This is a genomic window from Trichocoleus sp. DQ-U1 (genome assembly GCF_039961925.1).
Classification (GTDB): Bacteria; Cyanobacteriota; Cyanobacteriia; order Cyanobacteriales; family FACHB-T130; genus FACHB-T130.
In genome coordinates, this window is record NZ_JAMPKB010000028.1 from 49,122 (window position 1) to 72,133 (window position 23,012).

The 23,012-nt window shown below is 47.3% G+C and carries 19 protein-coding genes; 13 read left to right on the forward strand and 6 right to left on the reverse strand.

Annotated elements, in window-relative coordinates:
- Positions 1-9 precede the first annotated feature (9 nt).
- The 3 genes from NDI34_RS13790 to NDI34_RS13800 all read left to right on the forward strand — a co-directional run bounded on the left by NDI34_RS13790 (position 10) and on the right by NDI34_RS13800 (position 3,504).
- Positions 10-1,290: a serpin family protein gene (locus NDI34_RS13790; protein WP_348232928.1), complete on the forward strand. Its 1,281-nt coding sequence runs from the start codon at positions 10-12 to the stop codon at positions 1,288-1,290.
- Positions 1,287-1,685 (forward strand): hypothetical protein, encoded by a 399-nt coding sequence (locus tag NDI34_RS13795; protein WP_190676629.1) that lies wholly within the window; start codon positions 1,287-1,289, stop codon positions 1,683-1,685. Before NDI34_RS13790 ends, NDI34_RS13795 begins: the two co-directional genes overlap by 4 nt.
- Positions 1,686-2,097: 412 nt before the next feature.
- Positions 2,098-3,504, forward strand: coding sequence for an LCP family protein (locus NDI34_RS13800; protein WP_190529180.1), 1,407 nt, complete (start codon positions 2,098-2,100; stop codon positions 3,502-3,504).
- Positions 3,505-3,688: 184 nt separating this feature from the next.
- On the opposite strand, the gene NDI34_RS13805 is transcribed toward NDI34_RS13800, so the two are convergent.
- Positions 3,689-4,633 carry an alpha/beta fold hydrolase gene (locus NDI34_RS13805; RefSeq protein ID WP_348232940.1) on the reverse strand — a complete coding sequence of 315 codons (945 nt, stop codon included), beginning with the start codon at positions 4,631-4,633 and terminating at the stop codon, positions 3,689-3,691.
- A gap of 352 nt (positions 4,634-4,985) precedes the next feature.
- On the opposite strand from NDI34_RS13805, the gene speB reads away from it, so the two are divergent.
- The 4 genes from speB (at position 4,986) to frr (ending at position 7,912) form a co-directional block, all read left to right on the forward strand.
- Complete coding sequence (gene speB / locus NDI34_RS13810) at positions 4,986-5,900, forward strand: agmatinase (protein WP_348232929.1); 915 nt, start codon at positions 4,986-4,988, stop codon at positions 5,898-5,900.
- 72 nt (positions 5,901-5,972) lie between these two features.
- Positions 5,973-6,530 carry a thioredoxin family protein gene (locus NDI34_RS13815; protein ID WP_190411995.1) on the forward strand — a complete coding sequence of 186 codons (558 nt, stop codon included), beginning with the start codon at positions 5,973-5,975 and terminating at the stop codon, positions 6,528-6,530.
- Between the two features lie 118 nt (positions 6,531-6,648).
- Entirely contained in the window at positions 6,649-7,377 is a 729-nt protein-coding gene (gene pyrH, locus NDI34_RS13820; RefSeq protein WP_190411994.1) for a UMP kinase, read from the forward strand.
- Positions 7,364-7,912 (forward strand): ribosome recycling factor, encoded by a 549-nt coding sequence (frr, locus tag NDI34_RS13825; protein WP_190411993.1) that lies wholly within the window; start codon positions 7,364-7,366, stop codon positions 7,910-7,912. The genes pyrH and frr overlap by 14 nt, the downstream gene beginning before the upstream one ends.
- Before the next feature lie 85 nt (positions 7,913-7,997).
- Here frr and NDI34_RS13830 read toward each other — a convergent pair whose 3' ends face one another.
- Positions 7,998-8,174 (reverse strand): family 2 glycosyl transferase, encoded by a 177-nt coding sequence (locus NDI34_RS13830; RefSeq protein ID WP_190411992.1) that lies wholly within the window; start codon positions 8,172-8,174, stop codon positions 7,998-8,000.
- A 428-nt stretch (positions 8,175-8,602) separates the two neighbouring features.
- On the opposite strand from NDI34_RS13830, the gene NDI34_RS13835 reads away from it, so the two are divergent.
- From NDI34_RS13835 to NDI34_RS13850, 4 genes are all read left to right on the forward strand, one after another.
- A complete protein-coding gene (locus NDI34_RS13835) occupies positions 8,603-9,736 on the forward strand; it encodes a geranylgeranyl reductase family protein (RefSeq protein WP_348232930.1) in 1,134 nt (377 codons plus the stop codon).
- Between the two features lie 190 nt (positions 9,737-9,926).
- A complete protein-coding gene (locus NDI34_RS13840; RefSeq protein ID WP_190529175.1) occupies positions 9,927-10,808 on the forward strand; it encodes a tetratricopeptide repeat protein in 882 nt (293 codons plus the stop codon).
- A 433-nt stretch (positions 10,809-11,241) separates the two neighbouring features.
- On the forward strand, positions 11,242-11,700 hold the full coding sequence (locus tag NDI34_RS13845) for an NADAR domain-containing protein (protein ID WP_348232931.1): 459 nt from the start codon (positions 11,242-11,244) through the stop codon (positions 11,698-11,700).
- 266 nt (positions 11,701-11,966) lie between these two features.
- Positions 11,967-15,425 (forward strand): GAF domain-containing protein, encoded by a 3,459-nt coding sequence (locus tag NDI34_RS13850; RefSeq protein WP_348232932.1) that lies wholly within the window; start codon positions 11,967-11,969, stop codon positions 15,423-15,425.
- Positions 15,426-15,584: 159 nt separating this feature from the next.
- On the opposite strand, the gene NDI34_RS13855 is transcribed toward NDI34_RS13850, so the two are convergent.
- Positions 15,585-18,833 carry an efflux RND transporter permease subunit gene (locus tag NDI34_RS13855; RefSeq protein ID WP_348232933.1) on the reverse strand — a complete coding sequence of 1,083 codons (3,249 nt, stop codon included), beginning with the start codon at positions 18,831-18,833 and terminating at the stop codon, positions 15,585-15,587.
- A 100-nt stretch (positions 18,834-18,933) separates the two neighbouring features.
- The gene (locus NDI34_RS13860; RefSeq protein ID WP_348232934.1) at positions 18,934-20,382 is read right to left on the reverse strand and encodes an efflux RND transporter periplasmic adaptor subunit; all 1,449 of its coding nucleotides are present in this window, start codon (positions 20,380-20,382) and stop codon (positions 18,934-18,936) included.
- A 296-nt stretch (positions 20,383-20,678) separates the two neighbouring features.
- Between NDI34_RS13860 and NDI34_RS13865 the strand changes: the two genes are divergently transcribed.
- A complete protein-coding gene (locus NDI34_RS13865; protein WP_190411986.1) occupies positions 20,679-21,284 on the forward strand; it encodes a hypothetical protein in 606 nt (201 codons plus the stop codon).
- Positions 21,285-21,354: 70 nt separating this feature from the next.
- Here NDI34_RS13865 and NDI34_RS13870 read toward each other — a convergent pair whose 3' ends face one another.
- Together NDI34_RS13870 and NDI34_RS13875 are read right to left on the reverse strand one after the other, a co-directional pair.
- Positions 21,355-21,897, reverse strand: coding sequence for a peroxiredoxin (locus NDI34_RS13870; protein ID WP_348232935.1), 543 nt, complete (start codon positions 21,895-21,897; stop codon positions 21,355-21,357).
- 165 nt (positions 21,898-22,062) lie between these two features.
- Positions 22,063-22,392 carry a hypothetical protein gene (locus NDI34_RS13875; RefSeq protein WP_348232936.1) on the reverse strand — a complete coding sequence of 110 codons (330 nt, stop codon included), beginning with the start codon at positions 22,390-22,392 and terminating at the stop codon, positions 22,063-22,065.
- 227 nt (positions 22,393-22,619) lie between these two features.
- Here NDI34_RS13875 and NDI34_RS13880 point away from each other — a divergent pair, with 227 nt between their 5' ends.
- Positions 22,620-22,922, forward strand: coding sequence for a hypothetical protein (locus NDI34_RS13880; protein WP_348232937.1), 303 nt, complete (start codon positions 22,620-22,622; stop codon positions 22,920-22,922).
- Positions 22,923-23,012 lie beyond the last annotated feature (90 nt).

Below are 23,012 nucleotides of genomic sequence, written 5' to 3' on the forward strand. Positions count from 1 at the left end.
AACAGCTATATGAAGCGACCAATGTTCAGTTTAATGGTAGAGATCGCATCAGTCAGTATCATCCTATTCGGTTTACTGGGATGGTCGATGGTCAAAAATCCGCAGGCTGCAATGGGCGAACCCAGGCAGCCTGGAACCTCTCCTACCATCAGTCAGCGCCAGAAGAAAACCGTGGATTCGAGACTGGTTGCGGCGAATACAAAATTTGGGTTCAAACTATTCCAGGAAATTTTAAAAAAGGACAGCGGCAAGAATATTTTTGTCTCGCCTTCTAGTGTAGCGATCGCGCTCTCGATGACCTACAACGGTGCTAGCGGCGATACTCAACAAGCAATGGCAAAAACCTTGGAATTGCAAGGATTAAGCCTACAAGAAGTCAATCAATCCAATGACGCCTTGAAAGCGCTCTTAGAAAATCCAGACCCCCAAGTGCAGCTCACCATTGCCAACTCTCTTTGGGCAAAGAAAGGCGTCTCTTTTAACCCAGATTTTCTTCAAAAAAATCGCCAATTTTATCAGGCGCAAATTGCAGAACTAGACTTTAGAAAACCCAGCGCTATATCTGACATTAATAACTGGGTAAAACAAAATACTCGCGGTAAAATCAATTCAATCGTCAACGAAATTCCACCCGATCAAGTGTTATTTTTGATCAACGCTCTTTACTTCAAAGGGACTTGGACAAAGAAATTTGACCAGAAGCAAACAACAACTGAACCGTTCTACCTTTCCGATGGAACTCAGAAACAACACCCAATGATGTCTCAAAGGGATAAATATAAATACTACGAAAACGACCAGTTTCAAGCCATTAGTCTACCCTACGGAAAAGGAAAACTTAGCTTATATGTTTTTCTGCCAAAAGAAAATTTTAAACTTACAAATTTTTACCAGCAGCTAAATACTGAAAACTGGGAGGAATGGATGACTCAATTCAAAACAAAACCGGGATTCATCCAGATGCCTCGCTTCAAAATGGACTACGACATAGAACTCAACGACGCTCTCAAAGCGCTGGGTATGGAAGTAGCTTTCGACTCAAATGCTAATTTTACTCAGATGAGTTCTATCCCACTCCAGCTCAATCAAGTCAAGCACAAAACCTTTGTGGAAGTGAACGAAGCAGGAACCGAAGCAGCCGCAGTCACTGCCGTCGGAGTAATGACAACATCTGCACCGATGCCAGAGGAACCCTTCGAGATGATTGTTAACCGCCCGTTTTTCGCTTGTATTCGAGATAATCAAACTGGAACCGTTCTATTTATGGGGTCTATTGTGGAACCAAAATGAAAGACCTTGACCCGTTTGAAAATCAAGACATCAAGAGGGACGGGTTGGAAACCCCACTTTACCAGCTGTTTATCTATTTGATTCCTGTAGTTGGCTTTTTCCCAGCCCTCTGGACGCTGTACCGACGTGATAGCAACCGGCAACAACAAACCGTGAGTAGGCTGTCAGTGACGCTGGCTCTCGGTTGGCTGTTGGCATACGGTTTATTGGGGGCTGGAGTTGCACAAGCTTCAGAAACTTTAACCCTGCGTTTGTTATTTATCAATGGTCTATTGACATCGGGTTATTTTTTGGTCAGCTTATGGTTGATGGTGCGTCTGTGGCAACGGAAGTCTGTACGTATTCCGGGTGTTAGCGGGCTTGCGGAGGGAGTCGTTCGCAAACACTTGTCCTAAACGAGCGTGTATTGGTTCACCTCAGCTTGGGACGAGGCAAGAGAGGTTGTAGGCGCACAGTATTTTTTCAAAGAAAGCAACCGGAGTTACGAGTGCAACCCATTTGTATCCGGATGCTTTCCTTGAACAAAAGTAAGGAATGGGGAAGGTCGAATGAAGATTTGGCCTATGCACTTGATAGCTGGTTCTCCCTCTAGCCTACGCATCTCTATCGAAATGAGGTTAAACTCTTGCCAGTGTTTGCCTGATTTTGCAGTAAATCGGTAGAAAAACTGCTATGAGTGTTCTAGTGCAATCCTTCTTAAGGACGGATTTTGTTAGAAATAAACGTCCCAGCTCCAGATTGCCAGATTCCGCGCCCCTACCTTGAACACAAATTCGTGTTATCTTTTTTGCGTGTGTGAGGAAGCCAGTGTCAGCCCGAAAAATTCCTGAAAAACGCCCGTGGGGGCAAACATCCAATCAACCCATCAAGAAAAGGCCTGTTCAAAAACGAAACCAGGTGAACTGGCTTTGGCTTGGGTTGGGCTTGACTGGGGTGGCAATGCTGTCAGCAACTGCGGGAGCTTTGTTAGCCGTGTCTTTTTCCAGTACGCCTTTGCTGCAAAGCCAGCTAAGTCCGGAAGAAGCTGCGGTGTTTGATGGCGATCGCATTTCCCGCACCAGTATGCGATTGCCAGAACTGACCCGCCCGGTAAATATCTTAGTCATGGGAATCAAGGTCATCTCCTCCGACCTGGATAACCCTCCTCCTGAAACGAAAAATCTGGGATACCACGCCCTGGTAAACTCCTTCGAGGGTCTATCAGATACCATGCTCTTGCTGCGGTTTGACCCGGAGGCGCAAAAAATCGCGGCTTTATCAATCCCACGGGATACCCGCACCTTTGTGGAGGGCGTCGGCGTTACCAAGATTAATGCAGCGAATCTTGAGGGGGGACCAGCCCTCAGTGCTAAGGCAACCAGCGAACTCCTCAGCGGCGTGGGAATCGATCGCTACATCCGAATAAACGTTCAGGGGGTAGAAAAGCTGGTGGATGCCTTGGGTGGCGTTACCGTCTATGTCCCCAGGGATATGAAATATCGAGATGATAGCCAGCACCTGTACATCAACCTGAAAGCAGGAAAACAACATCTCAATGGCAATCAAGTGCTGCAATTGCTGCGCTTCCGCTATGACAAGTATGGCGACATCGGTCGGATTCAGCGGCAGCAAATGGTAATGCGGGCACTGATGGAACAAGCACTGAATCCAACCACTTTAGCGAGAATGCCGAAGATTCTTTCGGTTATTCAGTCGCATATTGACACCAACTTGACGGTTGAGGAGTTATTGGCCCTGGTTGGCTATGGTGTTAAGACCGACCGTTCCCAAGTGCAAATGTTAATGGTACCGGGTGACTTTAGTGGCAGTGGGCATCATGAGGTGAGTTACTGGGTGCCAAATCGCCGCCGCATCCAGACGATGATGGCGCAGCATTTTGACCAGGGATTGGACGGTGGTGAAGCAACTGACCCAGCCTATATCCGGGTAGCGATTCAAGATAGTACAGGTGATATGAAGGCTGTCCAATCTTTAATCAACACGCTAAGGAATGCTGGCTACCGAAACGTCTACGTTGACGACCCGTGGCCCGAACCGTTGCGGGTAACGCACGTAGTGGCTCAACAGGGAGATGGAAATAGTGCCAAAGCCATCTACCGTTCGCTGGGATTCGGGGAAGTGCGTGTTGAAAGTACGGGCAATCTGGTTTCGGATGTGACGATTCAGCTGGGTCAAGACTGGCTTAAGCGGAGTGCTAACCGGGACTCATTTTAAATGAAGCATTTAGCAGTTCTCAGTTGAGTGCAATATACACACTCGGAACCTCACCCCCAACCCCTCTCCGTGAACGGAGAGGGGGAATATTGAACCCAGAGAGGCTTCCGGGGAGGGACAGAGGAGGGGTTAAACCGTACTGCATCCAATAGAGAATTGCTATAGATGCCCCAATTCCACCAATCTAAGGATTTTCAGCTAAAACTTGATTGTCCGAGTACAGCTGCAATATCCAATCCTGCAAAATTGGGTTAACTAACTCAGGCGCTTCATCCTGGGGACAATGCCCGACACCTTCGATGGGAATAAACTTCTCAATTTTGGGGTAATTGGCAAACTCTCGCCCCAGTTCTATCGGTTCCCAAGGATCTTCCGTTCCCCAGAGAATGATGGTCGGGCAGGGCAAAAGGGGCAGCAGGTCTTCCGGCAGCGGCCCTTGAGAATAGCGTGTAAAGGCTACAAAAACGTCCACAGCCCCCTCATCAAACGCGGGTGCCATGAGCATATCCACCAGTTCGTCTGTCACCGCTTCCGGATGCTTGTAGGCTTGCAGGAGAACCTTCCTTACCACCTTCGGCTTGGCAAGTTGGCTAAAGAAGAATTTGCCAATCCACTTAACTGCCAGCAGTCGTTGAACGATAGGTGCCCCAAAGCTGCGATACCAGGGCAACTGGGCGCGTTTGCGGTCGTGCAGCAGCCGCAGAGAACAGTTAATGAGGGCAGTTCCCAAGACAATATCTGGATGATCTACTGCTGCTTGCATTGCCACAATACAGCCGATGGAATTTCCGACTAAAAAAACGGAACCGCCCACCACCTCGCGGCAAAAATCAGCGAGTTGCTGTCCCCAAGTTTCAAAGGTGTAGGAAATCTTGCCCCCTGGCGTGGGTTTCGCGGAACCACCAAAGCCAATTAAGTCAATGGCATAGACACGGCAATTTTGAGCCAGAACTGGAATGTTTTTGCGCCAGTGTCCCCAAGATGCCCCAAATCCATGTACCAGCACAACCGCTGGCCCTTGAGTTCCCTGAGTCTGGTAGCAGATGGGAAAACCTTGCCAAGTCCAAGTTTTCGTGACGATATGGGCAGCCGTAGGTGCAGTTGGAGTGGTGGAGGAAGATGGAGTCATGGGATAAATAGCGATCGCATCTCTTTGATTTCTATCCCGTCGCACCTTGAATGCGCTCTCAACGCCACGGGTAGACTTAGCTTTCCTAATTTTACAATTCTTCAACTCTGGAAAACACTAATTCCAATAATTTTGAGCAACTGAATCGAAAATCCCGTAAAAACTCTGATGCCAAGTGTAGATAAGCCTGGTACACAGGTGAAGACTCTCACAAGAAGCGGAAAGTGACACGGAGAATTCCAATTTTCAATTTCCAATTTCAAAACCTTAGTTTTTCATCTGTGCGTAGCACTCAAAGCGGGGAGTATGTCAGTATCTAGATTGGTGACTCCCTCATGAAATTTAGTTGGTGATGACTACGGTGCAAACTCCTACTTCTGTTCTGCCATTCCTTGGTCCTGATTTAGCTTCTACCTACGATGCCGCGCGAGTGGTGATTTTGCCGATTCCTTATGAGGCGACGACAACGTATCGAAATGGCTGCGAAAATGGGCCAGATGCGATTCTAGAAGCCTCTGGGCAGGTGGAATATTATGATGAGGAGCTAGATTGGGAAACTGGCAAAGACATTGGAATTTATACAGCTGAATCGATTGCAGACACCCGCAACGGTCGTTCAGTTTCATCCGAGGAAATGCTGCAAGTTACCCGCGAAACGGTATCTCAGATGATAGCTGACGGCAAGTTTGTGATTGGTCTGGGTGGCGAACACAGCATTACAACTGGTCTTGTAGAGGCATACCAAAAAGCCTACCCCGATGAACCCTTTACGGTCGTGCAAATAGATGCTCACGGCGATTTGCGCTATGAGTACGAAGGCTCGATTCACAACCATGCTTGCGTGATGCGGCGGATTGTGGAAATGGGATTGCCAACTGTACAAATCGGCATCCGCGCCATTTGCAAAGAAGAAGCTGACTTGATCAAAGAGAAGAATTTGACGGTGTTCCGGGCGAGAGAAATTGCGACGCAACCGGATTGGATGGAAAGGGCGATCGCAAGTATCCCCACCAGACGCGTTTTCCTCACCATTGACCTCGACGGGATTGACCCCACCCTGATACCTGGTGTCGGCACCCCAGAACCCGGTGGATTAAATTGGTACTCCCTACTCTCTTTTTTGCGGCAAGTGTTTCAAAATCACGAAGTGATTGGTTGTGATGTTATGGAATTGGCACCGATTGTAGATTCCGTAGTATCAGAATTTACTGCTGCAAAATTAGTCTACAAACTAATCGGTTATCAGGCGTTCCCCCAAGGCAAATAGAAACCGTAATTGCTTTGTTCTTTACGACTGTAGCCCCCTCGTACTTTGTTGTAATTACCCAGGGATAAGTAAATGAGTGTAATGGAAAAGACCGGCACTCCTATTGGTAGTTATGCTCCAGATTTTGAATTACCGGGAATCGATAATCAAGTCCACCACCTGGCTCGGTATTTAGAAAAGTATCGAGCTGTGGGCGTGGTTTTTATGTGCAATCATTGCCCATACGTGCAGTCCTATATGGGTCGGCTAATCCAGATTCAAAGCGAGTTCCAAAGCCAGGGATTTACCCTGATTGGCATCAACGCCAATGATGCGGTTCAGTCGCCTGAAGACAGCTTCGAGAATATGCAAAATTTGGTAGCAACTCACGGTCTAAATTTTCCTTATCTGAGAGATACCACACAGGATGTCGCTCGTTGCTTTGGGGGACAGACAACGCCAGAGGTTTTCTTATTAGATAATTCTGGGATACTCCGCTACAGGGGACGGATTGATGATAATTCCCAAGATCCAGCAGCGGTGAAGGTGCATTATTTACGGGATGCGATCGCTTCTTTACTGCAAGGAAAAACGGCGATTACAACCGCCTCAACTGAGGCGGTAGGCACCCCGATAAACTGGCGTCCTTAACACGTAGTCTCAAGGCTCTCCACACTTTAGTAACTGAATTTGCGGATAATATCACAAAACTTACTCCTCTACTGTTATCTTATGGTGGAGGTATTTTGAGTGAGACAATAGTCTGGGCATGGGGATAACTTATCGGCGGGTTTTACTAAAGCTGAGCGGTGAAGCTTTAATGGGCAACCTGGGCTATGGAATCGATCCAATGGTGGTTCAGGAAATCGCGCAGGAAGTCGCAGATGTCGTGGCAAGTGGCATTCAGATGGCAATTGTCGTCGGTGGCGGCAATATCTTTCGCGGTGTCAAGGCAGCTTCGGCTGGGATGGATCGGGCGACAGCCGACTACATCGGGATGATTGCAACGGTGATGAATGCGATGACCTTGCAAGACTCCTTGGAGCAAATCGGAGTACCGACACGAGTCCAAACAGCGATCGCCATGCAGGAAGTAGCGGAGCCTTACATCCGGCGTCGCGCCATTCGCCACTTAGAAAAAGGACGGGTCGTAATTTTTGGGGCTGGATCGGGAAACCCCTTCTTCACCACTGATACGACCGCTGCCTTGCGAGCGGCGGAAATTGATGCGAATGTAATTTTTAAAGCAACCAAAGTAGACGGGATCTATGATTCAGATCCCCATCTCAACCCAGGGGCGCGTCGCTATCAGAGCCTGACCTACGGACACGTCCTCACTCACGATCTGCGGGTGATGGATAGTACCGCGATCGCCCTGTGCAAAGACAACAACATCCCCATCGTTGTGTTCGACCTCTCGGTGCGGGGCAATATCCACCGCGCCGTTACGGGAGAAGCGGTGGGAACAATTGTAGGAGGATCTTGTGAAATTAGCTGATGTTGAAAATCATATGCAAAAGACAATTGAGGCAACTCAACGGTCTTTTAATACGATTCGGACGGGACGGGCAAACGCCTCTCTCCTCGACCGGGTGTCGGTGGAATACTATGGTTCCCCAACCCCTCTAAAATCTCTGGCAAGTATTAATACACCAGATTCTAGTACGATTACCATTCAGCCGTTTGACCGCGGCAGCATGAATCTGATCGAAAAAGCGATTTCTTTATCAGATGTCGGTTTAACTCCGAGCAATGATGGCTCAGTCATTCGATTGAATATTCCACCCCTAACGACCGAGCGTCGTAAAGAACTGGCAAAAATCGCTGCCAAGTATGCTGAAGAAGGAAGAGTTTCTGTTCGCAATATCCGCCGCGACGCCGTAGACTCAATTCGCAAGCAAGAAAAAAATAGTGAAATCTCTGAGGATGAAGCGCGAGACTTGCAGGAAAAAATTCAAAAGCTAACTGACAAGTACGTTGCCAAGGTTGATGAGCTGTTAGCCGAGAAAGAAAAAGATATCACGACCGTTTAAAGTCATTAGTCACTCGTCATGGGTCGCTCGTCAAAAGCGATCGCGCTAGAGCTAAGGACTCAGGACAAAAGGCTAAAAACGGATACTAGGCAGGTTGAAGCGCTTGTCCATCTAAAGCAGGGCGAACCAGGAAAGCAACGTGCATAGGATAGCCCTGGGAGTAGATCGCATCGATGTACCGCAGGGCTGTTTCTCGATTTTTGCAGGTGCGTAAAACTTTCTCGTTGCCGTTGGCGTATTGGATGCGTAATTCCCAGAACATCGCTTTTCCCCTTATGAAAATAGTAGAAACACCAAATAGTCGGTCAGCGACTTTATAAAACTTTCATGAACCTATCCTATAAGCTTTATATAAACTTTGCACTCAGTAAAATTGATGAATTGAATAAATATCGCGATCGCACTCTCTAGTTGTCTGGAAGAAAAAGCTGAACGACTACGTACTGGAAAACACGGTTTGTCTTCTAGAAGTCAAGAGAAAATCTAAATCAAGGCGAATAATATTTATCTTAAAAATCCTGAAAGCCTGAAATTGTATACGTTTTACCGAGATAAGCATAATTACGCAAATAGCTAGCTGGTAGGGAAAGCAATTAAGCTTAATTACCAGTGAGTGTCAAGCGTGAGGATGTAAATTCTTCGCTTAACAAGCTTAAATTGCAAGTGTGTTCAGAAGCAAAAATTAACACGATGTTTGACTGCATTATTGTCGGTGCTGGCCCAGCAGGTGGAACCGCAGCTTATCATCTAGCTAAGGGAGGACGTTCGGTTTTAGTCTTAGAAAAAGACGCAATGCCGCGTTACAAACCGTGTGGGGGTGGAGTATCACCAGCGATACAAGAGTGGTTTGATTTTGATTTTTCTCCAGCGATTTCCTTAAAACTCAAATCACTCCGCTACACCTGGAAAATGGGCGATCCGGTGGAAGTAGGGCTGGAAACAGGACAACCGATTTGGATGGTAAGGCGAGACGTTTTCGACAACTTCTTGATGCAGCAGGCGCAGCAACAAGGCGCAGAACTGCGAGACAAAACTGAAGTAACGGGGATTGAGTTTAAGAGCGATCGCTGGCAAGTCAACACCGCCAATGGACCCGTTGAAGGTCGCTATCTGATTGCCGCAGACGGAGCCAAAGGGCCAATGGCTAAGTGGTTAGACTTTAAAGAGCGCAAACGGCGTCTGGCTGGAGCCTTAGAAGCAGAAATACCCGCCCAAAATACCAACCAACAAAAGATTCATTTTGAATTTGGGATGGTCAAAAATGGCTATATTTGGAACTTTCCTAAAGCAGACGGATATTCTATCGGCGTTGGCACGTTCATCGGCGGTGAACCCCAAGACTTTAAGAAAATTTTGGCTGAGTACGCCAAATCTTTCGGCGTAGAGGTCAATCAGAGCAAGCAATATGGTCATCCCCTTTCTCTATGGGATGGCAATCAAAGGCTGCATACGCAAAATGCAGTTTTAGCCGGAGAAGCCGCCTGTGTCGTCGATCCGTTTACTGCTGAGGGAATTCGTCCCTCAATGTTTAGCGGCTTGAAGGCAGCGGAAGCGATTGACAAATCACTCTCCGGGGATGGCAATGCTCTGGAAAGATATACCAGCACGATCGCCGAAGAATGGGGATCGGATATGCAGTGGGCACAACGCTTAGCAGGAGTGTTTTACAGAGTTCCTGGGATTGCTTATCGAGTCGGTGTTAAGCGCCCTGGTGCCACTGAGCGCATGGGCAAGATTCTGTGCGGAGATAGTCGTTACTCTGAAGTGGCAGACAGTGCTATTAAGCGCCTCAGTAAGAGCATGATACCGGGAATGGGTGGGTAAAACGATTGAGCATTTAGTTAGTAAGGGTTGACTTCTTTCGGGTGGGCAAAAGCCCACCCAGATAAGATTTGGTAGGTATTCCTTACTCTACAAAATTAAATTTTTGAGAGTGCAACCCCCTTTTAAATCGTCAGTGGTGCAATTTCCTCATGTGTTATATTGGGGCTTTCATCCAGAAACTTGCTAGGTTATGTCTTCTAGGACTGCAAAGTTATCCAGGTTCGGGCTGATGATTTTAGCAGCGGGATGCTTAAGCTTCCTGACGCTAGGTTGTCAAAAATCAGAGGCTGACGCTAAAAAGTATGTTGACTCAGGGAATACTCTAGCTCAACAAGGCAAATTAAACGAAGCGATCGCTGACTACAACAAAGCCGTTGAGATTAATCCCAAGGATGCAGAAAGCTACAATAAGTTAGGAACTATTCTGGTCAACCAAAAGAAATTTCCTGAAGCCAGTGATGCTTTTCAAAAGGCAATTGCAAATAGTCCTAAAAATATAGAGCTATATCATAAATTAGGATTTGTTCAGGTTCAAGAAAAGAAACTGGAAGAAGCATCTGCTACTTTTAAAAAGGCAATTGAAATTGATCCGAAAAATGCCAAATCCTATAATGACTTAGGATTTATTCAGGTCAATCAAGGCAAATTACCTGAAGCGGCTGCCAACTTCAAAAAGTCAATTGAAATTGACCCGAAAAACGCCAGATCTTACAATGATTTGGGAGTTGCTTTAGGTGCCCAAGGTGACAGTAAATTACCCGAAGCGACTGAGGCTTTCAAGAAGGCAATTGAAATTGACCCGAAAAGTGCAGATGCACACTATTTCTTAGGGGTTGCCTTGGTCAAACAAGGAAAGTTAAATGAGGGAGTAGCAGCTCTCAAAAAGACCACCGAAATTGCTCCGAAAGCAGCACCTGCTTACTTTGGTCTAGGGGTAGCTCTAAATCAACAAGGTAAGAAGTCTGAGTCAATCGAAGCGATGAAAAAAGCCAGAGACTTGTTTAAAGAGCAAGGTCAAACTCAGCAAGCTGACCAGATCGATCAGGGATTAAAGGCTTTAGGGAAACAGTAACCAATTTTAACACTCCCGTTCCCTGAAAAGAGGATAGGGTTTTTACTCCCAGGAGTAGGGGCACGATTGTTGATTTAAAAAGTAGGGGCACGGCAATGCTGTGCCCCTATAATGGTTGAGCGATAAGGTTTTCTGAAAGTTCTGTAACCAGGCAACTAGTCCCAGGGAAACACTGAATACGGTTTGGTTAGGGCGAAAAATACCAAAGTTCGCATTTGTTGGATTTCGTTTCTCCATCCAACAAACAATAATTTTCACCGAACCATATTGGGGAGACAGACCCAAAGCTGGGTTGGGATGTTGGCAACAGGTGCTTACCATCCTCAACTTTGATAATGCTGAATACTCGAGCGGCTGAAAGTCGCCTACTCGACTGCATCCCTTGCAGCAACAAGCATGGTAGAACTGGGACAAGCACTTTTATAGTTTCGACATGACGATTTACTTTTATAAATTTGAAGATCCCTACGGATGTTTTTCCAACTTTTCTCCTCATAACATTTATCTGCTGGGTCAAGATTGGATGACGGTGGAGCATTATTATCAAGCGCAAAAATTTGTTGGCACCGAGGATGAAGCGTTAATCCCAGCGATCGCTAGCGCGAAGACGCCAATCGAAGCCGCGACACTGGGACGCGATCGCACCCGCCGCATCCGTCCGGACTGGGAACAAGTGAAAACCCAAATTATGCGCGAAGCCGTGCTAATCAAGTTTCTAACTCACCTAGAGATTCAATCCATTTTGCTTTCGACCGGCGATCGCCCAATCGTGGAGGATTCTCCCACTGATTATTACTGGGGTTGCGGTGTAGAAAAAACTGGACAAAATCATTTGGGAAAAATCCTGATGAGTGTCCGTCAAGAAATCCGGCAACGGTTAGGAAAAAAGTAGCGTTACTCCTTTGTGAATTTATATATTTAGCTAATCTGAATTAGCGATTTTTTTAGGGAAAATATTTTTAGCTTTTCATAGCATGTCTTATATAAACTGTCAACATTTTTGAGTTATTTTTCCTTGAAAATATTAAAGTTAACAATAATTTTAAAACTTTTATAAGATCAATAGTTTTACGAATACCCAGTATGACTTTTCAGTTACAGAATAGAAATATACAAAAACATTCATGCCTGAATTTATAAAAGTGGTGGATAGAGGGAATGAGCTTAAGTGATAATACGCAAACAATGCAGCACGAAATAGACCAAGCAAGCTTATTACACGGAATTACCAATCGGATTCGGCGATCGCTAGAATTGCCAGAAATTTTGACATCGACAGTCGCTGAAATTCGCTCATTGCTTGAAACCGACCGCGTGATGATTTATCGGTTTCATGCCGATGGCAGTGGAGAAGTGATTGCCGAGGCAATTGATAACAATCGCCTGCCATCTTTGATAGGGCTAAATTTTCCGGCTGATGACATTCCTCCCCACGCCCGCGAGATGTTTCTGAAAGCTCGCCAGCGCTCAATTGTCGATGTTTCCTCAGGGTTGATTGGTCTGAGTTCCTTGGATTGCGCCCAGACAGGTACTGCTTTGAAGGCGGAAGATGTTCGCTATCGCCCAGTAGATTCCTGCCATATTGAATATCTCACGGCAATGGGAGTCACATCTTCCCTCGTGGTGCCGATTCTATATCATGATGCCCGCACGCAGGAGACCCAGCCGGAACTATGGGGTTTATTAGTCTCTCATCACGCTGAATCGCGTTCGGTTTCGGAACAAGAACTGCAAATCGTCCAGTTAGTGGCAGATCAAGTTTCAATTGCGATCGCTCAATCTACCTTACTCGAACTCGCCTGCGCCCAAGCAACGCGGGAAGCGCGGATTAACCGAGTCGCCACCCTGCTCCATGCACTACCAACGATTCAGCTTTCTGAAGCCCTTACGGAAACGGTTGCAGCCTTTAAAGGTTGTGGGGGCAGAATTTACATAGCGGCAGAAAATCCAAGTCAAGCAATCCTATTTGCCTGCGGCGATCAACCGATGCTAGGAGCCATCGGGAAAGATCGTCCGCTTGAAGAGCATCCCGTTTGGCAGGAATATTTAAAATTACAAGACACTGCCTGCAATCCCATCAAGGCAGTGACGGATCTCTATAAAGAACCTCATCTGCGAGTCATCGCGCCAGCGTTCCGCACGACTCGAATTCGGGGCATCCTGATTGTCCCCCTCCAGTATCGTCAGCAGTTTCTGGGATACTTGTGCATTTTTCGTAATGAAATTGATACGGAAACTTTGTGGGCTGGAAATTTCGACCCGGATCGGAGACAACTGCAACCTCGTAATTCCTTTGAGGCATGGAGGGAACTGAAACGAGGTCAAGCACAAGCGTGGACGCCGGGAGAAATTGAACTCGCTCAAGCCTTGGGTCATCACTTCTCAATGGCGATTGAGCAGTATCTCCTGTACACACAGGTGCAGTCTCTCAATAGCAACCTGGAGCATCAAATTCAAGAGCGAACTGTCCAGCTAGAACAGTCCTTAGAGTTTGCCAAAGTCCTCAAGCAAGTCACAGACCAAATTCGCAGCACTCTGGATTTAGAGAAGATCCTACAAAGCATTGTGCAGGAAGTCAGGAAACTGCTAAGCACAGACCGAGTGGTAATTTACCAGTTCACCAGAAGTTGGCAAGGGGAGGTGGTTGTAGAAGCAGTGACAGGCAGATGGAACTCAATTCTGGGAGAGATATACGAAGATGAATGCTTTCCTCAGGAGTACGCCTCTGCTTACCAGCAAGGAAGGATTCGAGCAGTTCATAACGTAGCTGAGTCAGATTTGCATCCCTGTCATATAGAGTTTTTACTGAAAATTCAGGTTCAAGCCAACTTAGTTGTCCCGATTAACATGGGGGAACAGCTATGGGGGCTACTAATTGCCCATGAGTGCCAAGCTCCTAGGGAATGGAAGACTGCTGAAATTGATTTGCTGCAACAGCTGGCAAATGAAGCCGCGATCGCAATTCAGCAAGCCGAACTCTACGAACAAAGCCGTAGTGCCGCTGCGACTGCTACCGCTCAAGCACAACAGTTAGAACAAGCTGCCGAACAACAGCAAGCATTGTTTGGAGTAATTACGAAGATTCGAGAATCCCTCGATCTAAATACAATCTTCAAAGCAACGACCACTGAAGTCCGACAACTGCTAGGGGCTGACCGAGTGGCAGTATTTCGCTTATATTCCGCCTCTGGCTCGCTGGATGATGAATTTGTCTCAGAAGACGTATTACCAGCTTTAAAGCCGATTTTAGGAACCAAAGTTTACGACCGCCACTTTTCCCAAAACTATGCTGTACTTTATCAACAGGGTCGGATTCAAGTAGTTGATGACATCTACAACGCAGGCTTAACTGATTGCCATATCGAGCTGCTGGAGCAATTTCAAGTCCAAGCTCAACTCGTGGTGCCACTGCTAAAAGGGGATACCCTTTGGGGATTGCTCTGTATCCATCAATGCTCGCAAAAGAGACATTGGGATGTCTCGGAAATTGAGTTCGTCACCCAGACTGCTGTTCAGCTGGGAGTTGCAATACAGCAAGCAGAATTACTCGCTCAAACCCAGCATCAAGCAGAACAACTCGCTTGTGCCCTCCAAGAATTACAACAAACCCAAACCCAGCTGATTCAGACAGAAAAAATGTCGAGTTTGGGACAGCTAGTTGCAGGTGTGGCTCACGAAGTCAACAATCCGGTTAATTTTATTTACGGCAATCTCATTCACGTTGGCGAGTACGTAAAAGATTTGATCGATCTGTTGCATCTATACCAGGAGCGTTACCCCCATCCCGATCGGGAGGTTGCCAAACACGCAGAAGCAATCGATTTGGAATTCATTGCTGATGATCTGCCGAAAATGCTGTCGTCAATGAAGGTGGGAGCCGACAGAATCCGTCAACTGGTGCTGTCTCTGCGGAATTTCTCTCGCCTTGACCAAGCCGAGATGAAACGGGTGGATATCCATGAGGGTTTAGACAGCACGCTGTTAATCTTGCAACATCGACTCAAAGGGAAGGGTAATACTCCTACGATTGAAGTTGTAAAGGCTTATGGCGATCTGCCCTTAGTTGAGTGTTATGCTGGTCAGCTCAATCAAGTGTTTATGAATGTCCTTAGCAATGCGATTGACGCGCTGGAGCAGCAAAACAACTGGGATCGATCGAACCACCCGATGGAAAGGGGAGAAGCTGCTGGTTATTTGCACCACGCAAGTGACACAGATACTGCCCTAACATCATCAGACGTTAAAACTTCACCCGCTCAGATTACTATCCGCACCTTTTTGAAGGAGGAAGCAGAAAGAATAAAAGGTGAAAAAATACAGGAGCAAGAAGGAAGGATAAAGCATGAAACCGATTCACTTATTCATCCTTTCATCCCTCATCCTGCTAACGTGGTGATTCAAATTATTGATAATGGCTCTGGTATGCCAGAGGCGGTGCAGGCGCAAATCTTCGATCCTTTTTTCACGACAAAGCCGGTTGGTAAAGGCACGGGTTTGGGACTGTCGATCAGCTATCAAATTGTGGTGGAAAAACACGGCGGCGTCTTTAAGTGTTCTTCTCAACCAGACAAGGGCACTGAGTTCTGGATTGAAATTCCCGTTCGCCCACAAAATTGAAAGAAGCAATTGATGCTGGGCCAAAAAACGAACTCTCTACACACTCGGAACCTCACCGCTAACCCCTCTCCGTTGACGGAGAGGGAATATTGAACTCCTTCCCGTTGACCGGGAGGAGCAGGGGTGGGGTTAAACTCTGAGTGCTAAAGACAGCATAAATTAGAACTTGCGATCGCTCGAAAAAGTTTTACGGGCAAATTTTCTCGATAGCGATCGCTGCCATTTTAGTACCTGTTTGCTGACCGGGAACTGGTGCAGCAGCACGTAGAAGCAGGGAATAATAAACAAGGTTAGCAGCGTCGCCAGAGATAGACCGGAAAACACCACAACGCCTAACGGTTGTAGAAATTCTGAGCCTTCCCCGATTCCCAGCGCCAAAGGAAACAAGCCGAGAACTGTGGTGATGGTGGTCATCATAATCGCTCTCAGGCGCATGGGAGCAGCTTTTAAAATCGCCGCTTGTCGGTCGATGCCTTCTTGTTCGTGAATCTGGTTAGCCAACTCCACCATGATGATGGCGTTGTTTACCACAATCCCCACCAGCAGCACCGCACCGACTAGCACCGTAGCACCGATAGCGGTTTGAGTGATATAAAGTCCCAGAATGCCCCCCGCTAAAGCCAGGGGCACCGTGAGCATAATTACCAAGGGGTCAATCAAGGAGTTGTATTGTACCGCCATGACGACGAAAACCAAGAAAGCAGCTAAACCTCCTAAAATTGTCAAGGAGTTTTGCAACTGCTGATTTGTTTCCGCTGTCGAACTAGGTATCACGCTCACGCCTTCGGGTAATCGCAAATTCCCTAGTACCTCGTCTACCTCTGTCAGGGCGTCGCTGAGGTTAGCTCCTTCGCTCAGACTACCCGCAATGATAAAAACCTGTCGTTGGTTAATCCGCTGAACTTCACCGGGGGCTTGACCTTCGGAAATGGTCGCGACATCACCCAGCCGAACTAAGCTGTTGTTATTGACAAATAAGGGGATTTGTGCAAGTTGAGAAGCGCGTTCTACAGATTCTTCATTGAATTGTACGCGCACATCCACTAAGCGATCGCCTCTTTGCAACTGAGTCGGTACTGACCCCTCGATTGCTGTCTGAATCGTTTGCCCAATGTCTTGCGTCGTCAACCCCAACTCCTCTGCACGCTCCCAATCTGGTCGAATCTGCACTTCTGGTTGTCGAGAGTCGGCATCAGGTCGGAAAGTTGCACTTTTTACTCGCTCATCCAAGGCTTGCAGCGCTTGCCGCCCCGCTTGTTGCAACCGCTGCTCATCGTTTCCCTGGAGGATGATATCCACATCCGCCCCCCGCACTGGCGAGTTACTGAGGATAATCCCCCGTACCTGACCGGGATTCAATCGCAGACGAATCCCCGCCAAGTTCAGTTTGTTAAACTCTTGATTGACTTTCTCAACAAACTTCTCGACATCTGTACCTTGCTTGAGGGTAATTGAGCTGGAAGCGCGTAGGGGATTGGCATTCGTGTTGCTGCCGAACAGAGAACCTCCGGCTGTGCTAAATACATAGTCGCTTTCTGGCTGTTTAACCAGGATTTCGTCCACCAGTTTCATCACTTTTTGGTTAGTTTCCACGCTAGTTCCAGGAGGAAACTGGGCAAACAAATTTGCTTGACCTGTATTAATCCGAGGCAGAATTTCTTGAGGAATTTGACCGACCATCCACAAACTACTGCCGCCGAAAAGCAGAATAATAGCGGCGATTACTAACAACCGATAACGCACTACTCCAGTCAGAAAGCGGGTATAGCTGCCAGTCGCTGCCTCAAATCGGCGGTTAAATTCCCGTAAAGGCCAAAACTTACCTAGGCCACTCGACCACTGGATAGCCAACAACCGGGAACTGAGTGCTGGCACCACGGTCAGCGCCACCAATAGAGAGGCAGCTACAGAAAAACTAATGGTAAGAATTAATTCATTAAATAGCAGGGAGAAAAAGCCACCAATCAGCAAAAACGGCAGTACAGACACCAAGTTAGTAGTGGTAGAGGCAATTAGCGCCGATTCCACCTCGCGACCGCTGCGTTCTGCTTGATCGATTACTTGCTGGCTATTCATACGGGCTTTGCTATCCTGACCCGGAGTCATGCCAGCACCTTCGGCAATTGTCTCCATCATTACGATAGAGTTGTCTACGACAATCCCCACACCCAGCGCCAAACCACCTAAGCTGAAAATGTTGATGGAGAGTCCAAATAGCTGCATTAAGATAATCGCCGCGATGGTCGCTAGGGGAATGGCGATGATAATAATTAAAGTTTGACGGGCGCTACCGAGAAATAGCATCACCGCCACCGCTGCCAACCCTGCACCCAGCAATCCGGAACTGGTCACGTTGGAGATCGAGTTGCTGATAAATTTCGACTCATCCAGCGTTGCTAACAGTTTCATATCTTCGGGAATCACCCCAGCTTGGCGCAGTTCTTCGATCCGTTTTTTAATTCCATCCACAACCTCGATAGTATTGGCATCCGGTTGCTTTTGGATGCTGAGTTTTACCGCTGGTTGCCCATTCAGATAGACAAATACCCGCTGGTCTTCTGTCCCATCAATGACTTCGGCAAAATCTCTTAGATAAACGCGAGATTGCGGTAAAAGCGCGGGGCTTTGCGCTCCTACTGGGCTGGGGGTTGGGGAACCAACTTCAAAGGAGAGATTGCTAATTTCTTGGGCATTCTGAAAGCGTCCGACGGTGCGGGTTAGTGGTTCGGAGTCAGCGCCTTGCAAGCGACCGCCAGAGAAATCCTGGTTGCGATCGCCTAAAGCATTTAACACATCTGTTAAACTCACCCCCAGGGCTTGTAAGCGATTCAGGTCAATTTGCACCCGGACTTGTTCTTCCACCCCACCCGCAACATCGACAGAGGCGACACCATTGACAACACCGAGTTCGCGGGATAATTCTTCATCGGCAAATACTCGTAAATCCGCCTCTCCTAAAGAAGAAGATTGCAGCGCCACTTCGTAAACGGGTAGCTGGGAGGGGTCAACTTTAAATAAGCGGGCATCTTCGATGGTACTGGGGAGTCTGCTGCGACCCCGGTTAAAGGCAGCGGTGGCATCGTTTAGCGCTTGGTCAATGTTCCCTCCCGGTTCAAAGTACAAGTCTAAACTTACTTGCCCTTCGCGGGTTTGGGAGTAAACTTGCACCACTCCTTGTGTGGTACTTAATGCTTCTTCTAGCGGTTTGGTGATTTCGTCAACTGCTACCTCTGGAGAGATTCCAGGGGCTTCTAGCCGCACGCCAATCCGGGGATAGGTGATAGACGGCAGCAAATCAACTTGCAGTTGGGAGAGAAAGAAGACTCCCAGCACCAACGTAGCGATGGTGAGCATGAGTGTGCCGATGTGACGGCGGATGGCGATCGCGCTTAGGCTAAATCCAGACATAATAATTTTGAATTTTGAGTTCTGAATTTTGAGTGAATTCGGAATTTTGAGTGCATGAGTGAGTTTTGAATTAAGAAGTCAAAGCTCAAAACTCAAAACTCTACGGCTTTGCGGTTTCTGATAAAACACTTAAGCTGACAAGTTCGCCATCTTTGAGCGGCTTACCAGCGCGGCTGACAAATCGCTCTCCCGGCTTTAATCCCGACAGAATTTCTACTTTTCCATTTACGCGATCGCCCACTGTCACCGATCGAGCCTGCACTCTTGGCTGTTGCCCTTCACGAGTCACAACAAACACCGTCGCTTTACTAGATTTGGCATTTTCTTGGGAGTTGGAAGCGCTCTCTCCCTCGCTCCTTGCCTGTCCCCCTTGTGCCTGCCTCCCTTGTGTCTGTCCTCCTTGTGCCTGTCTCCCTCTCTCTCCTGCTTCTTGCAGCGCTGTTTGCGGCACCACTACCCGTTGGGACGCATTTGAGGCAAAGCTGACCCGTGCCAATAGTCCGCTGCCGATCTCACCCTTGGGGTTGGCAATCGTGACTTCTACCGGCACTTGACGAGCCGCTACATTCGCCGCCGGAGAAATGCGAGCCACTTGTCCAAGAAATTCCCTGTTTTTGAAGGCATCTAATTGCACCCGCACCGATTGTCCAGCCCGGATATTTGACAATTCCAATTCTGAAACTGGCACCACTACTGTGACGCGGCTGAAATCTCCAATTTTCAAGATTTCACTACCTGGATTCGCTAAATCCCCCGGTTCTAACCCTTTAGCAACGACAACGCCGCTAATGGGGGAAGTTAATACTGAATAAGATTGGCGTTCGCGATTTTGAGCCAGTACAGATTGTTGCGCCTTGACTCTGCCTTGAGCCGCTACGACTGCTTGCTGTTCTGTACTCACCTGTGCCTGAGCAGAGAGCAAAGCTTGTTGAGCCGTTTGAGCTTCGGTTTGAGCTAATTCTGCTTGTTGCTGCGCGATCGCGCCCTGTCTCGCCAAGCCAGCCAGTCGAGCTGCATCCCGCTGTGTTTGCTGCAATTCAACTTTTGCCTGTTCCACCTGTGTCCGGGCATTCGCTACCTGAGTTCGGGCGCGGGCAACTTCTGCTTGAAGCGTTGCGAGTTCTGCTTGCGCCTGATTCACGCTAGTCAATAAGGTGGTGTCATCTAACTGGGCAACAATTTGACCCTGCGCTACCCGATCTCCCACATCTGCTTTAAGAGAGAGCAGCCGTCCTTCCACTTGGGGTTGCACCGAGACTTCTCTGAGTGGGCGAGTCGTGCCGATAAATTTTACATCTTCTTGGAGCGATTCGCTGCGAGCGATCGCCACATCCACTGGTGTAGGTTTTCCTTGTCCCCCTTCCTGCCCTCTGGGAGATTGAGCCTCCGCTTCTGCTTTCGGCAGAATGCCACAACTGGTCAACCCAGGCATCCCTAAAACAGCAAATATCAATATAAATAGGGGAATTTTTTGATTTTGCCGTTGGCTTGTTGATTTTTGACTCGTTTGCTGCCGAGAGGCTTGAGCAGCAGATATATCAGGAGACATACGCTTAAGTTGCACTTGGGTGTTCCACTCAGGAGACGGTTCGGACTCGCCTTGGGCGGGGCTGTCCAGCGGTGAGATGCAAAGGCAACAGGTTAGCTCTGTGCCTGCCTGTCTATTTAGACTGCTGATAGTTTACAAACGTTCACTTTACAAATCATAAAGTGTGAAAGCAGTTCTCTTAGTCAGCCTTAAGGTCGGATTTTGGCATTTGCCTTCTGGTTTTGGGCAAGCGATCGCCCTGAGCAACATTCCAGCTGCTATGCTTTTTTTAAAACCCTTGACAAACTCTCAAATCCTTGCGTTACCAATTCTTGCGGGTTAAAAATCTATTTCTGTCAGTCGTCCTGGCGGTGGCTGGGACTGTAGTCATTAGGGCATCCGAGAACGTACCCGTACAGGCTCGTCCCGCTCCTGTATTTACACGCCATTTAGAGACAATTCAAAGCAGCGTACCGCCTGGGTTGATTATGCGCTTGCCGTCCCAAATTCTCCTCAGTGGCCCCACCGATGTAGATCCTTCTGAGTTGATTGTCCGCGTCTTCCCCTCAGAAACTCCGTTAGCTTATACTGTTAGCCTTTTTACCTGCTACAGTAATCCCCAACCGTGCTTAGTCGGAAGTTTTTCAGTTGAGAGAAAGACTTCTCTCAATGCGATACGAGAATTAGAAAAACATAAAAAAGCAGGCGACCCCATCACCTTAAGGAAAGATATTAGAGGATATTTGTTAGAAGGAAAAAAGCAAAAGCCATCCTATGAATTTTCTTCCGTAATGTGGCAGCAGGATGACTTTATTTATCGCGTTAGTTTTCCCACCATAGAACGGTCAAATATTCTCTTGATGGCTAATTCAATGGCTAACGATGTGCCGCTTTTCCGCAGGTTTTCTCGTCCACTTCCCTGATACTCATCCCAAGTTGCGTTCAGACAAAGTAGGGTCTTGAACGCAACTTATTAGTATTAATTCCAGTAATCTACAATCCGCTGAGCGTCTCTAGCAGCTTCTCCACTTCAGCATTATGGTCGAGGAAGGAGAACAAATGTTTATAGCGCAGAATTCCCTGTTTATCCAGTACGAATTGGGCTGGCAGAGGCGCACCCAAAGCTTGACCCGTACAGTAAGCTCGAAACGTCCGACAACTGGGGTCGCTGAGCAAGGGCATCTTTAAACCCAGGTCTTTGACAACCGTTTTGCTCTGCTGTTCGTCGGTACTGGTAATCATCAACACCTCGACGCCCAAACTGGTAAAGCGCTCGTAGTTTTCATTCAGCGCTTTGATGTGAGGAAAGCAGAACGGGCAATATTGCTTTTCGGTGAAGATGCGGGTGAAAGCAAGGATGACGGGTTGCTTTCCCCTGTAATCAGATAACTTGACTTTACCGCCATTAGTGATGTCCGGCAGTTCAAATGCTGGAGTCGTTTCTCCCAGATTTAAACTGCTGGTTGCTGGAATCGGCAAGAAATTCTCAAAGAAGCGTTGATTTAACAGTCCGCTAAAGTCAGTAGATGTCAGCATTGGTATATCATTTTGGTCTTATTGCTGTAATTGTAATAGTTCTTTACTTTTTTGCGAACGGGGGCGAATCATGGAGAGCGATCGCATTCTTCATCCCCAACAAAAATCGCATCCCCCTTAAGTTGGAGATGCGATCGACTTTAAGCTTTTGGCGTATTCTTGTTATCAATTGAGAGTTTTGTCAATGACTAAACTGACTTTGATGTTGTAACCAAAAGCTTTCTTGAACGCTGCTTCTAAATCTGGCAACTTCTTTTGAGCTATCCGGAAAATGGGCAGGGATGGAACTTTAATGTAGGCTTCCCCATTACTGAAAGCGATGAGTTTTCCATGCTGACTCATCAGATGTTTCGTAGTGGGTCGCGGAATCTGCAAAATCACACCATTCCAGATTAGGTCTAGCATATTCTGAATTGCTTGTTGCATTGGCTTGAGGTGGTCGATTTTCTCCAGATTTACAGGCAGTTCTAGTTGTACGAAATTTTCAGCTTGCATTGTTTATTCCTAATTCAGAGCGATTGTTGGAAGTGGGAAGAGGGTATTGCTTATCTCTGCTTCCCAGAGCCGATACGTCTATAGTCCTGGAAGTGGATAGGTTTAACGGCTCTGGATTGATAGCAATTTTGGCTCTAGTTTCAAAACTGAGCCAAAATTGAGCCAAGCCATAAGTTGGTAGAAGTTATAAAAGTTAAATATGTATCGATGGGTATTAAAGGATAAGCATGGCAGCTACTATCAGAGCATCCAAACAGGGGCTAGAAATTGTTGAGCAAGCTAGAAGGAAAAAAGGATGGAATAAACAGGCTGCTATCTGGGGTGAAAAGCATAACTTAAAGCGATTTTGGCGTTCTATACCAATTGATACAGATGCCTTTGCCGGAATTTGTAAAGCCGTAGGAATTGAGGACTGGGAAGAGATTGTTGATAACAGTCCACTAACCAAGACAAATTCGAGAGCCGAATTTTTTGCTTATGATGATGTCTGGGTTGGTCGAGAACAGTTACAGCAGATTGCAGGTATATAGAGTACATTGAGGTCAGTGCATGAACAGGTAGAATGAAACCTTACTCCATCGACTTTCGAGAAAAAGTAGTCAAAGCATACGAACAAGAAA

What these genes read in the sequence shown, in the direction of transcription:
- NDI34_RS13790 (WP_348232928.1), top strand. Translation starts at nt 10, where the DNA reads ATGAAGCGACCAATGTTCAGTTTAATGGTAGAGATCGCATCAGTCAGT.
- NDI34_RS13795 (WP_190676629.1), top strand. Translation starts at nt 1,287, where the DNA reads ATGAAAGACCTTGACCCGTTTGAAAATCAAGACATCAAGAGGGACGGG.
- NDI34_RS13805 (WP_348232940.1), bottom strand. Translation starts at nt 4,633, where the DNA reads ATGACTCCATCTTCCTCCACCACTCCAACTGCACCTACGGCTGCCCAT.
- speB (WP_348232929.1), top strand. Translation starts at nt 4,986, where the DNA reads ATGACTACGGTGCAAACTCCTACTTCTGTTCTGCCATTCCTTGGTCCT.
- NDI34_RS13815 (WP_190411995.1), top strand. Translation starts at nt 5,973, where the DNA reads ATGAGTGTAATGGAAAAGACCGGCACTCCTATTGGTAGTTATGCTCCA.
- pyrH (WP_190411994.1), top strand. Translation starts at nt 6,649, where the DNA reads ATGGGGATAACTTATCGGCGGGTTTTACTAAAGCTGAGCGGTGAAGCT.
- NDI34_RS13830 (WP_190411992.1), bottom strand. Translation starts at nt 8,174, where the DNA reads ATGTTCTGGGAATTACGCATCCAATACGCCAACGGCAACGAGAAAGTT.
- NDI34_RS13835 (WP_348232930.1), top strand. Translation starts at nt 8,603, where the DNA reads ATGTTTGACTGCATTATTGTCGGTGCTGGCCCAGCAGGTGGAACCGCA.
- NDI34_RS13840 (WP_190529175.1), top strand. Translation starts at nt 9,927, where the DNA reads ATGTCTTCTAGGACTGCAAAGTTATCCAGGTTCGGGCTGATGATTTTA.
- NDI34_RS13845 (WP_348232931.1), top strand. Translation starts at nt 11,242, where the DNA reads ATGACGATTTACTTTTATAAATTTGAAGATCCCTACGGATGTTTTTCC.
- NDI34_RS13850 (WP_348232932.1), top strand. Translation starts at nt 11,967, where the DNA reads ATGAGCTTAAGTGATAATACGCAAACAATGCAGCACGAAATAGACCAA.
- NDI34_RS13855 (WP_348232933.1), bottom strand. Translation starts at nt 18,833, where the DNA reads ATGTCTGGATTTAGCCTAAGCGCGATCGCCATCCGCCGTCACATCGGC.
- NDI34_RS13860 (WP_348232934.1), bottom strand. Translation starts at nt 20,382, where the DNA reads ATGTCTCCTGATATATCTGCTGCTCAAGCCTCTCGGCAGCAAACGAGT.
- NDI34_RS13870 (WP_348232935.1), bottom strand. Translation starts at nt 21,897, where the DNA reads ATGCTGACATCTACTGACTTTAGCGGACTGTTAAATCAACGCTTCTTT.
- NDI34_RS13875 (WP_348232936.1), bottom strand. Translation starts at nt 22,392, where the DNA reads ATGCAAGCTGAAAATTTCGTACAACTAGAACTGCCTGTAAATCTGGAG.
- NDI34_RS13880 (WP_348232937.1), top strand. Translation starts at nt 22,620, where the DNA reads ATGGCAGCTACTATCAGAGCATCCAAACAGGGGCTAGAAATTGTTGAG.